We start from the raw sequence: 14,351 nt of genomic DNA, 5'->3' as shown, positions 1-14,351 counted from the left end.
CGTAAACCAGATGCGCCGCACTCGGCTACATTCCAGTAAAAGAGTACTATCAGGAGAGTCGAGATGGGGTATAGAAAAGCATACGCATTGCTATGCCTGTTGCCTGGTTGCGCGATAGCGCCACATGAATCCCCTATGGTCTTACCACTGCTCGGCCAAGATAGCTTTGTCATCGCCGCGCGCTACGGAACACCCACAAGCTATCAATATCAGGGCGAGAACCTGCAACTCAACTATGGAAACGAATTATGGGGCTGCCGGGTCATCTTCTTACTCGATAAACACCAGCGGGTCATCGGTGTCGCCAGCAGTGGTGCAAAATGCGGCTCGCTGCCTTAGATGCCTGCGGGTGAATCGCCACCAGTAGCTTAGACTCTCCTGATCCATGGTTGTCGAAAGAAAAAGAGCCGATGTTCGTGTTAGGGGCTGGGGTGTTGCCAAGCACCTGGTGTGCGATCTCGTAGCCGCCTGATCCAACGACGAGATCGGGGCTGGGTCTATCGCCCCTGCCCTGCAGAGACTCATGCCGCGCTCATCCAAGAGCTGCCTGAGCTTCGGTGGATTCCTGTATGACACTATCCATGGCTTAGCGAATTTCAAGCAGCTAGGACCGTAGGGTAAGCTGCCGATTTACTCGCTTGATTTGACATCGAATTTTCACTTGTACTCTGATTACGCATCGATGAAGGACACGTGGAGCTGTGAAACGACTTCACTGCAATCATCGATACCGGCACAACTGTGGCAAAAAAGAAACTCGACTTCGGAATAGCGGGCACAACAGGTGGGGCGTGGGAGGATGCGAGATAATAGTTATAAGTGTTTGCAGGAATGGATCTCCGAGCGTACGCATTGTGGCGTTGAAAAATATTCTCCAACGCCAAGATATTGCGCAAGGCAAGGTGATCGCCTAGGTCGTTACATTGGAATCGACAGCTCGCGAAAAAACGGAGGACCTATGACGACTGGCACGAAGATCGAATGGACTGAGATGACGTGGAACCCTACGGTCGGTTGCACGAAGATTTCGCCTGGCTGCAAAAACTGCTACGCAGAGAAGATGGCCGAGCGTTTGAAGGCAATGCGCACTCCCGGATACGAGAACGGTTTCGAGTTGACCCTGCTGTCCAACCGCCTGGAGGATCCGTTGGGGCGCAAGAAGCCGACCATCTACTTCGTCAATTCGATGTCTGACTTATTTCATGAGAATGTACCTTTTGAATACATCGACTCAGTTTTCGATGTCATCACGAAAGCACATTGGCATACCTTTCAGATATTGACCAAACGCGCGGAACGCCTAGCGGAGTACTTCGGCACCCGCATGGCGCCTGCCAATGCTTGGATAGGCGTGTCGGTAGAAGACAAGAAGTATGGTATCCCCAGGATCGACCACTTGCGCAAGGTACCTGCCGCAGTGCGCTTCTTATCGGTAGAGCCCTTGCTGGAAGATCTGGGCGATATTGATTTAACGGATATCCATTGGGTGATTGTCGGGGGAGAATCTGGTCCTAAGGCGCGACCTATGCGCCAGGAATGGGTGGAGGCTATTCAGGTACAGTGCGAAGAGCAATCGTCCGCGTTCTTCTTCAAACAGTGGGGTGGCTGGGGGGCCGACGGAAAACGTCGCGCAAAAAAAACGAACGGACGTCTTATCAACGGACGCACATACGACGAAATGCCTACGACTTTATAAAGGTCTGCATGCTCAGTCAGTACACGTGGAAGAATGGCCCGGAGGCCATCGCTCAGCATAGCGTCGCCAAGCACCGTATTTTGCAGGCGTACCTGGCAGAATATTTCAAAGTTCTGATTGGCGGCCGCCGCGATGAGTTCAAGCTCACGCTGGTGGATGGCTTTGCCGGTGGCGGGCTTTATTATCACGAGGATACACGTGAGGTAGTGCGTGGTTCCCCGCTGATTTTTCTAGATGCCGCGCGAGAGGCGGAATTTCTTGTCAATCGCGATCGTACCCATCCGGTAAAGTTCGACTTGTCTTACTTCTTCATTGAGGCCAAGAAAGACGCTTACCAGCACTTGATGAAGGTACTGCAGGAGGATGGCCACAGATCACGGCTGGACAAGGACATCTTCGTTAAACACTCTTCATTTCTCACCGAGGCGCAGGCGATCATCGACTTCATCGCCAAGAAAAGCCCGCGCAACGGTCGATCCATTTTTGCATTAGACCAATTTGGCTACAACGCAGTCCCTACTGAGGTCATCCGGCTCATTCTGAATTCGTTGCCTGGCGCGGAAGTGATCCTCACCTTCGGGGTTGACTCCCTGCTTAACTATGCAAACGAGAATAATCTCGCCAGTGGACTGCGCAAGCTCGGTATTCCTACACTGTTGTCAGGCAAAAGCATCAAGGATATCAAGTCCTCTGATCGTGACTGGCGCTTGTTCATTCAATCGTCGCTGTATCAGTCGCTGGTTCAGCGATGCGGTGCCAAACATTTCACGCCATTCTTTATTCGTAACAAAAACGGGCATGGTGACTACTGGCTGATCCATTTATCGCAGCACCATAAGGCGCGCGATGTGATGACTCAAGTCCACTGGCAGAACCAGAATTACTTCATTCACTATGCCGGTGCGGGCCTCAATATGTTCAACATGCTGGGTTACGATCCGCGCTTCGATCACCGGCATTCCGGCCAGCAGTTGCTGGGGTTCGAATTCGATACGCCGGCGCGCGAAAAGAGCATTAGCGCACTGATGGACCAGATTCCCAAGATTGTCTATGCCCACGACGAAGGGCTGACATATGAGTCGCTGTATGTGTCGACATGCAACGAGTCGCCTGCAACTGGTGAAATTTATCAGGATGCGATCGGCCAGCTTGTCGCTTACGGCGAAGTGCAGGTGGTGGGCCCCGCCGGCGAGCGGCGCCGGGCGGCACGCCAAATCAAACCTGGTGACCGGATTGTTCCAGCGCCGCAGCGGAAGCTATTCTGATCGCTATTCGAATAGGTTTCCCTGGTCCGCGCTGGGCTTGCTGCACGTTTGCTTGTGTGTTTTCGGCTGCGTGTCGAATTTTCCCAGGATGTGTTGTGCCATCCGACGCGACAAATCTATCGCATTCGGCGAAGGATTGGAAATGCAGCAAAATAGAGCGAATAGCGGCGCGTTTTTGCTGCCGCGCAGGACGAGTGGCTGACTGACCCATCCTTTGAATACTTCTGCCAGTCGCGCTTGTACGAACGCAGCAATCTGCTCAGAATCAACGACACGCCGCATCGCCTCGTTGTGGTCGATCAGGCCTGCTTGGCCATCTGATTGATAAAAGTGCTCCCGCCATACGGTTGTGCCTAATACCGAATCCAGCGCTGTCAGCTTTCCTTTGTCGATCTTGTTGAAGTCATGGGCTGCCTGGCGATAGATTGCACTTAGTGGGAATAAGTACCAGACGTCAAGCGCCTTGGTGGATGCGGCCAGCTCGAGCGTGCGCCAGGGTACTGTCATGCCGTAAGGATCGAGAAACAGGACACCACGGCTGCTTTTCCAGTCAATCTCGCACATGAGCTGCTGAAGTGCGGCATTGGCGTCTTGCTGATGCACCTGGCCACCTGGGCATCCCTTTATCAGTGCATTCAATTCAACGACGTGCGCTTCATTATGATCAATCAGATGTATTTCATCGAACGCTGGCGCCGTCTCGATGGCGAGCTTTGCGGAGCCTGCGATGGTTTCAACGGCCATATCGCTGGTTTTGACTTCGCATTCGCCGGAGCCTGCAAACGCGTCAATGTAAATTCGGCGGAATCGGTTCGTTGGCGAAGGTTTATTCTGTAATGCAGTGTTGAAAGCACCTAAATACCTGCGCAGCATGTCGAGCTTAATCTGGGTCCAGGGGCCACCAAATGAATGCTTCATACTGCGTCCTTTCCGTGTGGCGGGATAGATTAGGTACTGCTACCCTATACATACGATCTTATAGGCCCACGATACTCATGCAAGATTAGATAATTACATCAGGGTAATGACATCCTTGATAATGGTCAAACGATAAGCAAAAAATTGGATCGCCACCAGTAGCTTAGACTATCCATGATCCGTGGTTCTTGAAAGATGAAGAGCCGATGGATCGTATCCGAGGCATGGGGTCCCGCCAGCCACCTGGTGCGCGAAATCGTCACTGCCTGATCCATCAACGAGATCGGGTCTGGCCTGTCTATCCCCCCTGCCCTGCAGAGAGTCATGCCGCGTTGAAGCAAAAGCTGGCCTTCCCTTGCCATGACGGGCTGCGAAGGATGGTTTATCCGATCGAGGCAGCAGCAGTGCGCCTGCTTTTGCGCGCGATAGCGGCACAGTTGGCTACGATAAACTAGCCCGTCATCTGCTTCGTGCGCTCGGCCACGCTCTGGTGGCGGACTGGTCATCACCTAACTCCCAGCCCGCCCAATTGAGAAAAGCAATATTTTGAGCTTCTGAAGAGCGTCTAGCGAACCCATGGCGATTCAGACGGCGAACCCTTGGAGGCCGTACAGGCCTATTGCCGGTCTCAGCACATCCTTCCGCCAGTGGAGGTTGCCGAAGACAACGACGGTTCCTCCGTCCTGCAGGTTGAGGCCGCCAACAAGCTGCGCGATTACGGCTGGTGGATCAAAAGGATCAGATCGCGCGATGTAAGAATGGCGCATCAGCGCGACAGGCCACGCCGGACCGCATCAGCGCATGTAACGGTAAGCGGGCAATGGCCATCGAATTCAAAGCTTCGATCCCCCTAGCCATCTCCGCCATGTGCCACGTCGGCAGCGGCCACGCTCATGACGTCGTCGCTGTCGCATTGGCCAGGCCCCCTACTGTCAAGGTGCAATACCGGCTGGCAAGTCACGCAAGAAACGAATGTGGCACCGTCGACATCATCGCCAGTCCCACAATCGTGGCAACCTACGCGCTGAACCGATAAATGCCTAGGTATTGACTGCATATTAACTGCGGCAAGCGACAGTCGCTGCCTGTCGGTGTCTGTACGCGCTTTCTGGCAAAGCGATGCCTGTCAGCGCCGTCCCAACTTGAACAGGGCCATGGCCTGCTCCAGTTTGATGGCCTGATCCTGCAAGGCGGCCGAGGCACTGGCGGACTGTTCGACCAATGCCGCGTTCCGCTGTGTCACTTCGTCCATCTGCGTAATCGCCTGCTGCACGGTGCCAATACCATGGCTTTGCTCGCTCGATGCCAGGGCGATCTGGCTCATCAGGCCATACACCTTTTCCACCGCCTCGAGCATTTCTTGGCTGCTGCTACCTGCATGCCCGGCCAGTTCGGTGCCTGCGTCCACTTGCCGCAAAGACTCCGCAATCAATTGCTTGATTTCATTGGCGGCCGAGGAGCATCGCTGTGCGAGGCTGCGCACCTCACCGGCGACGACGGCAAATCCACGACCTTGTTCACCTGCGCGGGCGGCCTCCACTGCGGCATTCAGGGCCAGGATATTGGTCTGGAATGCGATCGCTTCAATCATGCCAGTGATGTCGCCAATCTTTCTCGACGAGGCGTTGATGTCGGACATCATGCGCACCACTTGCTCAACATTTTCTCCGACCTTGCCTGCCAGTCCACGGGTTATTCCAGCCATGTCACTGGCCTGGTCCGCATTGCCGCTATTTTGCTGCACAGTCACGGCCAACTGCCCCATGCTCGACGCTGTTTTCTGCAGTGCCAGGGCTTGCGCGTCAGTGCGCTGCGACAAGTCCATATTGCCGGACGCAATTTCACGCGTCACAGTACTGATCTGCAAGAAATTATCCCGCACATCGCCCACGATGGAATGCAAATTCACGCGCAACTGACGCAGGGAACGCAGCAATTGCCCCATTTCGTCGGTACGGTCCGTATCGTCCTGCTGGGTCAAATCGCCACCGGCCATGACATCGCAAGCAGCCCTTGCCTGCTGCAAGGGCTGCAACACCGCTGCATGCAACGCATGCCAGAAGAATCCCATGGTGCCGATCAAGACGATCAACATTCCTGTTCGCCATTTGCCGGCATCTGCCGGCAAAACATCTGTACTCCAGCACAATTGCAACAACAGCGCGACCATCAGGAAACTGAAATTCCAGGCAATGCGTCTGCCTAATGGCATGTTGCTCAAACGGCGCAGGGTTGCCAGCCAGCCAGTCCGTACGACAGCGCCCTGACTCAGCGCAATGCCGTGCGCTTTGCCTGCCTTCATGCGAGCGTACAACGTGATCGCCTGCGCAACTTGCGCCCGGTTCGGTTTGGTACGCACGGACATGTAGCCGACGGTACTGCCACTTTCGATCACTGGCGTGACATTCGCCAGCACCCAGTAATAGTCGCCATTCTTGCAACGATTTTTCACCATGCCACTCCAGGAACGACCGGAACGAATCGTTTGCCAAAAATCGGCAAACGCCTCTGCAGGCATATCCGGATGCCGAAGAATATTTTGCGGTGCCCCCATCAGTTCTTGCGCGCTATAACCGCTGATCTGGATGAAATAGGGATTCGCGTAAGTAATATTACCCTGCAAGTCCGTCGCCGAAACGATCGTACTGGTATCACTGAGTTCGATCTCGTGATCGGTAATCGGAAGGTTCATGCGCATATAGGAAGTCTCTTGGTGAACTCGGATCGTATTCGATCGACGAACGGGTGACGCGCGCCTCAGCTTTCTGGCTCAGTGCCGAGGACATGCTTGCAATGCCAATATCTTAATATTTTCCGATTCCAACAGGCAATTTTTTATTCAAACTAACTCTTACCATGGGCATGGAATGTGACAATTTTGGCGGATCAATTCTCATTCGTACCGATTGGCACAAATACGTCGTCAATTTGCGAATTTCCGCCAGGTGCAGTAGCGGCATGGTCAGGCTGTTGCACCTCGACGAAGGCCGGCCCTAGTTATTACGAACTTGATAGCCATCACAGCATGCACCACTCTCCAATAGTCGTGTTCGATTGGAACCAAGAAACCGGGTGTCGTGCTACGTGTTCTTGCGCTCTTGAACTTAAGCAACGGAACAGCCTCGTGCCGGCCCTAGGATGACGTGTTCGATAGAACTGGGCCACGCCTTACAGAAGTTCCCAGGCTCGGCCACCTGGCTCTAAAGTATTAATTTGGCATGATATCGATCAAGGTTTACCCGTGCAGCATTGCCACATCCAAGGTAAGGTAAAGCGCATGGTTCGCCCCCGCGCCTTCGGCAAAGCACCACCGGCATGCTAGTGGTCCTTCACTGTCGAATGCCGCGGAACGGTAGCTGGCTGCCACTGCGGTAGGCCGCGCGAGCGAACCCACTACGGATTCACCTGGCCGCTCGAGCGCTATCCAGCCCGGCAACTTGCCAGCCATACCTGAAAGAGCATGCCATGAACCCTGAAACCACCCTCCTGACCAGCGATCCGCTGCTGCACAATCTGCCACTTGACAGCGACCATGCTGCATTGACGCCACTGAGTCAGTCGCTGCTCCAGGTGCTAGGGCAGCGGCGCAGCAATCGCATTTTCTCGGCCCGCGCCGTGCCGATGCCAATGCTGGCGCACCTGCTATGGGCAGCGTGTGGCGTGAACCGGCAGGAGACGGGACAACGCACGGCGCCGTCGGCAAAGAACTGGCAGGAGATCGACATCTACGTGGCCCAGCAAGATGGGCTGTTTCTGTTCGAACCCGCTGCCGGCGCGCTGCGCCAATTGGCGCAGAGTGATGTCCGTGCTGAAACCGGCTGGCAAGACTTCGTTGCCAGTGCTCCGGTCAACCTGATCTATGTTGCCGATCTTGCCAAAATGGATCAGGCACAGCGCTGGGAGCAAAAATTCTTTGCCGCGCTCGATACCGGCTACATCAGCCAAAACGTGTACCTGTTCTGCGCCGCCCAAGGCTTGGCGACAGTCGCGCGCGCCTGGGTAGACCGCCCGGCTCTGGCGCAAACGCTGGGGCTCAGGGAAACCCAGCGCATCATTCTGGCCCAGACGGTGGGCTTTCCCGGTCGCGCGACGCACGCGGCACCACCTCAGGATGGGCGCGCAGACGGCGGGGCCAGCTGACGCGGCCCCACTGCACCCGCACAACAAACTATGTCGCCAGTGCCTGTCCGTTGAAGGGAAACCATGAAAAACTGCCTGATCGTCTACTATTCGCGCACCGGCGTCACTGACCAGGCAGTCCATGCCCTGGCAAAAGAATGCGGCGCCGACCTCGAAGCGCTGAAACCGCTACGCCCCTACGGCAACATCGGCGGCTTCTTGCGTGCCGGGTGGGAAGCCGCACGCCGCATTCCGGCACCGATTGCCACTGTACAACGACGACCATCCGACTACCCTTTCATCGTGCTGGGTACGCCAGTCTGGGCGGGCCACATGAGCGCCCCCATGCGCACCTATATCATGCAGCAGCGGCAGCACTTCCATCGGGTGAGCCTGCTCTGCACCATGGGTGGACGGGGTGGCGACAAGGCACTCGACGAAATGGCAGCCCTATGCCACAAGGCCCCCATTGCCCGGCTATGCCTGCGCGAACAAGAAGTAAGAACGGGGCACTATGTCGAGCGGCTGCAGGCACTGGCGGCAGAACTGGGGCGGCTCGAACCAGCACCTCCGGTATTTGGCCTCGGCTTCTCTCCCATCTAGACGCGACCGCAGATCTGTCGCGGTGTTGATCAGAGGGCTATGTGTTCCCGGCATGGCACTTCTTCCCTCAAAATGGGCGGATCTGTCCTGGCCTGCACATAAAATTGGTCGGCGAACGATGTCATCGCTATGCGATCCATTGCGAACTGGCTCTTGCGGATCATGTGCATGAGTTCGATGCCAGCAGTCACGGAGCCGGCGGAGTGGAACGATTTGAAGTTGAGTGGCGGCTTGGTCACTCACTTGATATGAATCGCCACCTGTCGCTTAGACTCTCCTGATCCATCGTTCTTGGCTGATGAGAAACCGATGGAGCGTGTTAGGGGTCTGGATGTCCTGCCAGGCGCCTGGTATGCGATCTTATGGCTGTCTAATCCACCGGCGAGGTCGGTTCTGGCCGGACTATCTCCCCTGCCCTGCACGGACTCCTCCCGCGCTCTAGCAAAAGCTGACCTTCATATGACTGCCGGCGAAGTATGGTTTATCCAGTCGAGGCAGCAGCAGAGCGCCTGCTTTTGCGCGCTATAGCGGCACAGTTGGCTACGATAAACTAGCCCGTCATCTGCTTTGTGCGCTCGGCCAGATAGAAGGCTTTGCGCGATGGTGGTGGCTGGTCATCATGAGCCTCCCAGCCCGCCCAATTGCGAAAAGCAGTATTTTGAGCATCTGAAGCGTCTAGCGAACCCATGGCGATTCAATCTCCCCTGCCCTGCAGGGACTCCTGCCGCGCTCAAACAAAGGCCAATTGAGCTTCGGCAGTCTCCGGCAGGATCTCTTCCATGGTTAAACTCCTTGCGATGTTGTTGCTGAAGTTTCGCGGAACTCCGACATTGACTCGGAGCGGCACCGTGTCGGCGGTTTGGCCTTCGTCGCCAGGGCCTGTCCGGGCATGTATGAGCCCTTAGCGCTACTCGAGTTAAGTGCAGGACGTCGACGGAGTGTTGATGCTGATCTGTTTCTACCCTTCGAGCTGGTCTTGATTTAGCCTACTCGCCTCATTGCTGTGAGTGATCAAATCATTTGATTCAAAAGATTGCCAACGGTTTCCGACAAGACCTCGGAACCGATGAAAAGACCCAACCGAAGTTGGCACAGAGGGCACCGATGAACTGCAGCAGGAAAGGGCTACTTGAGGCGCTTAATAGGTGGTACTAGCGGGCTGCCATAAGGCTTACGCACGTTCGATACAATACCCGTCTTGGAATCATAGTTGTACGGCATATGGAGCGGGATCGAAAGCGCGGCAAAGTCCATCGTGTTACGTGTTACCAAAGCTAGGCCCCAGCGGACTGCCGTCGCGCCGATGATGGCGTCGGGTAGCTTGATCTTGGGCGGAATGACAAGGCTGTTGCCTCTAATGGCGATTGCAACATTTGTTATTTCCCAGTCTATTGGGAGTAACGTAAACGTAGTAAGCAGCGCGTCAAGGCGCGATTTGTCCTGCGGGCGAGCGATTTCTCCCGCCCGCAGTTCCATGTAGGTAATCGCACTGATAGCTGGTTCGTCGTAGGAATTGAGTTCAATCGAGGCCTGGTGACACCCGCCGAGCATGTCGATAAATATATTTGTGTCGAAGAGAATCACCGCTATTCACTCCGGATTTGCTCCTGGTACTCAACGCCGTCGAGTGGAATGTCGGTGCGGTTTCTCCACATCCCCTCAGCCGCGCGTAGCGCTTCAGCGCGCAGACGCTTCTGCTCTTCAGGTGTGCCAGGGGGCCGAATGATCGATGCTGACACGTGTTGGTCAATATTTAGTTTGGCGCTCATGCGGGCCTCCCTTGATCAAATTTGTTGGTGCAACCAGTGTAGCAGATTGGGATTTCTATTGGGCTGGTCAGCGACCTAAGGACCGCCTTTAACCTGTGACTTTGCCTCTGCATAACCGGTACAGCCTATCGATAATGGTGTCTTGGCCTTAATATTGACCACCCGCTGCCACATTTTTTGCACGGGCCAAGTCAACAGAGCGTCCCAGGCAGACTCCACCAAACAGGCAATAGGTGAACGCCTCAGAGTTTTCCCGTGCTTCCTTCGCACTTTCGAAGAAACGATTACCTAGTTCTTTCCAAGCATCACTTTCAGTGGGTGCTGCGAGTGCATTCAGGGCATTCACGACTTCTGCGAGTACTCTTTGGGTGGCGTTTGGAAATGTTGATGTTACGACTGCTATCAGCAAGTCGACATCATATTGTTGATGTTTCATAATGGCTCCAGCAAGCGGAAATAGTGCAATAACTATAACAAAAAAATGTTATCCAGTGCAAAAATATACTTGGAAATATTGCCGTTTTTGAAGTGTCACGTGAATGACGTGGGGCACCTTGGCTACACTGGATCTATATTTCTTGGGAAATGAGAGCACCATGGATCGTATTGAGCACCTGGGCGCCCTGCCAGACGCCAAGTGTGCGATCTAGTAGCTGTCTGATCCAACGCCGAGATCGGGTCTGGCCTGTCTATGTCCCCTGCCCTGCAGCCACTTCTACCGCGCTCAAGTAAAAGATGCTTGAGCTTCGGTGAAATTCACCATGCACGCTTCCGTGGCCAAACCTCTTGCAACGTTAATCCCGGGGTTCACGGTGCGCGGCGCAATCGATTCGCGTTCTTTATCGCATCATTTCTTTTCTGCAACGATATATTTCAGTTAAAGTGTTGCGTTGATCGATTGAATCTGCAGCCAGCAGCAGACGTTCAGTTCTTAGCCCCGGAGACCGAAACCTTGCAAGGAGCGTAAGTGGATTTCACGGAATTAGCTTTTAGGAGAGTTGATGATCGTTGGATAAAAGCCGATGACTATGTGGATTGGGCAAATGAATTACTCGAATGTGGTTGTGACGCCCCGAGCATTTGGGAGCTTGCGGCTTGCCGTTGGGATGCCTATGTCGACCCGGATCAAGTTGAACGGCTATTTATTTCTTCCGTAATAGAGTTAGGTTTCGAATTGCCGAACGACTGGTACGCTGCGCTATGCGCATATTCCAGTAGCTTATGTGAAAAAATGTTAAGTGGAGTTACTCAACCATGGGACTGCTTGAGCGAAATGCTGGCTCTTGCGGAGGATCATAACGAACCATATATTCATTGGATATGGATAGACCTATCAAGTGACCTTGAGCCGATCGAAAGGAGAGGACAGGGGTACGTTCGATTCAATGACGCATTGGACCTTAAGAACCCCGATGGCTGCATTCGCAAAGTTGCGCAACAGTTCATTTCCCTTTGTGCGATGCCTCATCCCGAGAAATTCCCATGGGTCTGGATTTGCCAAGAATGCGACGCAATTAGCGATAAAAGCACATTTACTGAAATAAGCGTCTGTACATGCCAAGTGTGTGGCGCTATTTCTGGAATGAGAAATTTGCGCTACTTCGAGCACCGAGAGGAATTTGTTAAGCGCTGCGCAATGCAGTGAGCAGGAAGGGCGACTGGGTTAATTTGTAGATTTCAATCACTGCGCCAATGTCTGCAATGGGGCGGAACCTCGCAACGACGGCAACCGGCCGGCAAGCAGCGGACGCCCAACTAGCAACTTAAAGGAACTAAGTGGCCTATCATCTGGTGATATTTAAACAGTCTACAGCGATTGAGCCAACCATCGATCTGTACTTAGGTTCCGCTCGCACCGTGAATCTCTATTGGGAAGCCGCCGGCATCGATATCGGACTGCCAACGATTAGTGCAATTACGGAACGAGCTGATTCCGAGGCGGGATTCTGCATTTCGGGTACCACGCTTACTGCTTTTAAGGTGGAGTTGGAGCTGCTTTACAAACACTGGAATACATCGCACAAAGGCCACGAATTGCCGCCTACGCATTCAGAACTGATGCATGCCGTGATTTTAGCATTGGACGATGAGTCGTTTGATAACGCAACGCTGATGATTGCATAGCTCGCTAGTAGGTTCGAGAGGCCGCTTTATGGCGGAACCTGGCAACGACGGCAACCGGCCAAGAGCGGACATAATGAAGAGCCGCTTACGGCCAACAAGCGGTCATTCGCGACAGCGTGACAATGTGTGAGTTTTTCTGCTTGGCAATCCGCTATGCTCTGGTGCCGCTATCGGCGAGAAGCGGCAAGAACCTTTAAATATCACCTTACAAAAACTATGAAGATACGCTCTAGTCAATATGAGGCTCTCATTTTCTTTGTTTTTCCAACTATAGCTATGGGTTACGATCTACACATTACGAAAGCCGGGGAGTGGTCGCAGAGCTCGCAAACGCCAATTTCCGAGGTGGAATGGAAGAGTGCTGTCGCCGCCGACGGATTGCTGAAAATGGATACAACTGCTACGGCTGCGAACCCTCAAACACGTGAAATAATTCAGGTCAGCAATCCATTGATGGCGGCATGGATTGATCCAAAGACGAACGACAAGCACTATTTCTACTATCATCGTGGTGAGATTTCGGTAAAGAATCCGAGTGAGAATGCGATCAAGAAAATGAAGGAATTAGCGGTAAAGCTCGATGCCCAAGTGTTGGGCGATGAGGGCGAGCAGTATTGAGGAACGACAGCAATCGCCCATAAGTGCAAGGTCACGACGTTATTGAAGTGTAGTTAAAGGTTGTCCTATGATTAGTAAAGATAACGCTCCGGCAGCATGGGCCACACTGATGTACGAGCTTGAAGATGCGCAAGAACACTTGACCATGCTCATATCGAAGATGAGTAGCGAGGCTGACTACGATGAGGTAAATCTTCGCATTGACCTAGGTCATGTGTTTGCGCACTTGAACAGGGCTTGGCATCTGCGTGACTTGACGGAAGAACTCGGTCAAGAGCAGTGGCAGCGCGCCGGCCAATTTCCCAAGGATTTAGACCCGATATAGTTCGTAGGCGATTGGCTGGATTCAGCCAAGAGCGGACCTCGAACTTGGGGTGAGTTAATGTATTAAGAACGAATTTTCGGAGATTTATGAGTTTAGAAAATATTGATTTTTACTTCGCTTGGCCTGAAGCAGTCGAAGTGCAGGCTAACATTGAGTGGACGATTCCGTCAACTCATGATGTTCTTTTTTCAGGTCTTATTGAAGCAGATGCTACTGCATATTTTTATGCGATTGTTTCTTTGGATAAGAAAATATGGCGCACCCATTATATCGGTAAAGTGTATGCACAAAGTTCTTCTCGAAGACATCGTGCCGCAGACCATATAGCACGCTTACAGGAGTTGCAAAGAAATTATCCGGGTCGTGTTTTTCATCTAACGCTCGGCACTCCTAGATTTGACAACGGAATTGAAAATCCAGATGAATTAACTATAGACAAAATCGAAGGGTTGTTGATATATAGCAATTGGAATGAAAATATGATTAACAAGAGAAAAATTGATACGTTTAATTGCTCACGTCAAATTTCTATTGAAAACACCGGTTTTAACCAGCATTTGTGTAAGCGCTCCGCTTATGGTGTTTTTTATAATGCCGGCTAGCGAATTGCCGAAGAAGATCTTAAAGCGATTTCTGCCAGTAGCGGTCCTTCCCTCTAACCTCCTGCTGTGCAGACCAAACCCTCGCCATAATCCTCGATTCTCCGAATGGCAGCTTGGGGGCGGAAGCTGCCGCGCATGAACGACGGCAATCGGCCAGAAGCGGACAGTCGGCAATTGACCAATATAGCTTTACTCAGAAAGTCAGCATGTCTCACCGTGATCCTTTTGATGTTATTTCATCCACCGTTGATCTGGATGATCCGGTAGAGCACGGTGATGCTCAACGCTTTATGGTTAACGCCCTGGCTCGGG

General features: G+C 53.2%; 14 protein-coding genes. 10 read left to right on the top strand and 4 right to left on the bottom strand.

Features of this window, described 5'->3' with window-relative positions; all coding sequences use genetic code 11:
- Positions 1–135: 135 nt before the first annotated feature.
- From GCN78_RS18100 to GCN78_RS18090, 3 genes are all read left to right on the top strand, one after another.
- Positions 136–339: a hypothetical protein gene (locus tag GCN78_RS18100; RefSeq protein WP_152252930.1), complete on the top strand. Its 204-nt coding sequence runs from the start codon at positions 136–138 to the stop codon at positions 337–339.
- 619 nt (positions 340–958) lie between these two features.
- On the top strand, positions 959–1,696 hold the full coding sequence (locus GCN78_RS18095) for a DUF5131 family protein (RefSeq protein ID WP_152252929.1): 738 nt from the start codon (positions 959–961) through the stop codon (positions 1,694–1,696).
- An 8-nt stretch (positions 1,697–1,704) separates the two neighbouring features.
- Complete coding sequence (locus GCN78_RS18090) at positions 1,705–2,961, top strand: three-Cys-motif partner protein TcmP (RefSeq protein WP_152252928.1); 1,257 nt, start codon at positions 1,705–1,707, stop codon at positions 2,959–2,961.
- A 3-nt stretch (positions 2,962–2,964) separates the two neighbouring features.
- Here GCN78_RS18090 and tcmP read toward each other — a convergent pair whose 3' ends face one another.
- Positions 2,965–3,879, bottom strand: a complete 915-nt coding sequence (gene tcmP / locus GCN78_RS18085) for a three-Cys-motif partner protein TcmP (protein WP_152252927.1) — start codon at positions 3,877–3,879, stop codon at positions 2,965–2,967.
- A 1,126-nt stretch (positions 3,880–5,005) separates the two neighbouring features.
- On the bottom strand, positions 5,006–6,577 hold the full coding sequence (locus tag GCN78_RS18080) for a methyl-accepting chemotaxis protein (RefSeq protein ID WP_152252926.1): 1,572 nt from the start codon (positions 6,575–6,577) through the stop codon (positions 5,006–5,008).
- Positions 6,578–7,344: 767 nt separating this feature from the next.
- Here GCN78_RS18080 and GCN78_RS18075 point away from each other — a divergent pair.
- The gene (locus tag GCN78_RS18075) at positions 7,345–8,019 is read left to right on the top strand and encodes a SagB/ThcOx family dehydrogenase (RefSeq protein ID WP_152252925.1); all 675 of its coding nucleotides are present in this window, start codon (positions 7,345–7,347) and stop codon (positions 8,017–8,019) included.
- 63 nt (positions 8,020–8,082) lie between these two features.
- Positions 8,083–8,601 (top strand): flavodoxin family protein, encoded by a 519-nt coding sequence (locus tag GCN78_RS18070; RefSeq protein WP_152252924.1) that lies wholly within the window; start codon positions 8,083–8,085, stop codon positions 8,599–8,601.
- Positions 8,602–9,726: 1,125 nt separating this feature from the next.
- Here the strand turns inward: GCN78_RS18070 and GCN78_RS18065 are convergent.
- Together GCN78_RS18065 and GCN78_RS18055 are read right to left on the bottom strand one after the other, a co-directional pair.
- Positions 9,727–10,185: a PIN domain-containing protein gene (locus GCN78_RS18065; RefSeq protein ID WP_226939699.1), complete on the bottom strand. Its 459-nt coding sequence runs from the start codon at positions 10,183–10,185 to the stop codon at positions 9,727–9,729.
- A gap of 333 nt (positions 10,186–10,518) precedes the next feature.
- Positions 10,519–10,806 carry a hypothetical protein gene (locus GCN78_RS18055; RefSeq protein WP_152252921.1) on the bottom strand — a complete coding sequence of 96 codons (288 nt, stop codon included), beginning with the start codon at positions 10,804–10,806 and terminating at the stop codon, positions 10,519–10,521.
- Between the two features lie 531 nt (positions 10,807–11,337).
- Here GCN78_RS18055 and GCN78_RS18050 point away from each other — a divergent pair.
- The 5 genes from GCN78_RS18050 (at position 11,338) to GCN78_RS18030 (ending at position 14,039) form a co-directional block, all read left to right on the top strand.
- Positions 11,338–12,015, top strand: a complete 678-nt coding sequence (locus tag GCN78_RS18050; RefSeq protein WP_152252920.1) for a hypothetical protein — start codon at positions 11,338–11,340, stop codon at positions 12,013–12,015.
- A 131-nt stretch (positions 12,016–12,146) separates the two neighbouring features.
- Complete coding sequence (locus tag GCN78_RS18045; protein WP_152252919.1) at positions 12,147–12,494, top strand: hypothetical protein; 348 nt, start codon at positions 12,147–12,149, stop codon at positions 12,492–12,494.
- Between the two features lie 126 nt (positions 12,495–12,620).
- Complete coding sequence (locus GCN78_RS18040; RefSeq protein ID WP_152252918.1) at positions 12,621–13,112, top strand: hypothetical protein; 492 nt, start codon at positions 12,621–12,623, stop codon at positions 13,110–13,112.
- A 67-nt stretch (positions 13,113–13,179) separates the two neighbouring features.
- Positions 13,180–13,437 carry a hypothetical protein gene (locus tag GCN78_RS18035; protein ID WP_152252917.1) on the top strand — a complete coding sequence of 86 codons (258 nt, stop codon included), beginning with the start codon at positions 13,180–13,182 and terminating at the stop codon, positions 13,435–13,437.
- Positions 13,438–13,523: 86 nt separating this feature from the next.
- On the top strand, positions 13,524–14,039 hold the full coding sequence (locus GCN78_RS18030) for a hypothetical protein (RefSeq protein ID WP_152252916.1): 516 nt from the start codon (positions 13,524–13,526) through the stop codon (positions 14,037–14,039).
- Positions 14,040–14,351 lie beyond the last annotated feature (312 nt).

The sequence above is a fragment of the Janthinobacterium rivuli genome, assembly GCF_009208735.1.
Taxonomy (GTDB): domain Bacteria; phylum Pseudomonadota; class Gammaproteobacteria; order Burkholderiales; family Burkholderiaceae_D; genus Janthinobacterium.
This window is presented reverse-complemented; position numbering and strand designations above follow the sequence as displayed.

Coding starts and splice junctions, on each gene's coding strand:
- GCN78_RS18080 (WP_152252926.1), bottom strand. CDS start 6,577: ATGCGCATGAACCTTCCGATTACCGATCACGAGATCGAACTCAGTGAT.
- GCN78_RS18070 (WP_152252924.1), top strand. CDS start 8,083: ATGAAAAACTGCCTGATCGTCTACTATTCGCGCACCGGCGTCACTGAC.
- GCN78_RS18095 (WP_152252929.1), top strand. CDS start 959: ATGACGACTGGCACGAAGATCGAATGGACTGAGATGACGTGGAACCCT.
- GCN78_RS18090 (WP_152252928.1), top strand. CDS start 1,705: ATGCTCAGTCAGTACACGTGGAAGAATGGCCCGGAGGCCATCGCTCAG.
- GCN78_RS18055 (WP_152252921.1), bottom strand. CDS start 10,806: ATGAAACATCAACAATATGATGTCGACTTGCTGATAGCAGTCGTAACA.
- GCN78_RS18030 (WP_152252916.1), top strand. CDS start 13,524: ATGAGTTTAGAAAATATTGATTTTTACTTCGCTTGGCCTGAAGCAGTC.
- GCN78_RS18100 (WP_152252930.1), top strand. CDS start 136: ATGGTCTTACCACTGCTCGGCCAAGATAGCTTTGTCATCGCCGCGCGC.
- tcmP (WP_152252927.1), bottom strand. CDS start 3,879: ATGAAGCATTCATTTGGTGGCCCCTGGACCCAGATTAAGCTCGACATG.
- GCN78_RS18075 (WP_152252925.1), top strand. CDS start 7,345: ATGAACCCTGAAACCACCCTCCTGACCAGCGATCCGCTGCTGCACAAT.
- GCN78_RS18035 (WP_152252917.1), top strand. CDS start 13,180: ATGATTAGTAAAGATAACGCTCCGGCAGCATGGGCCACACTGATGTAC.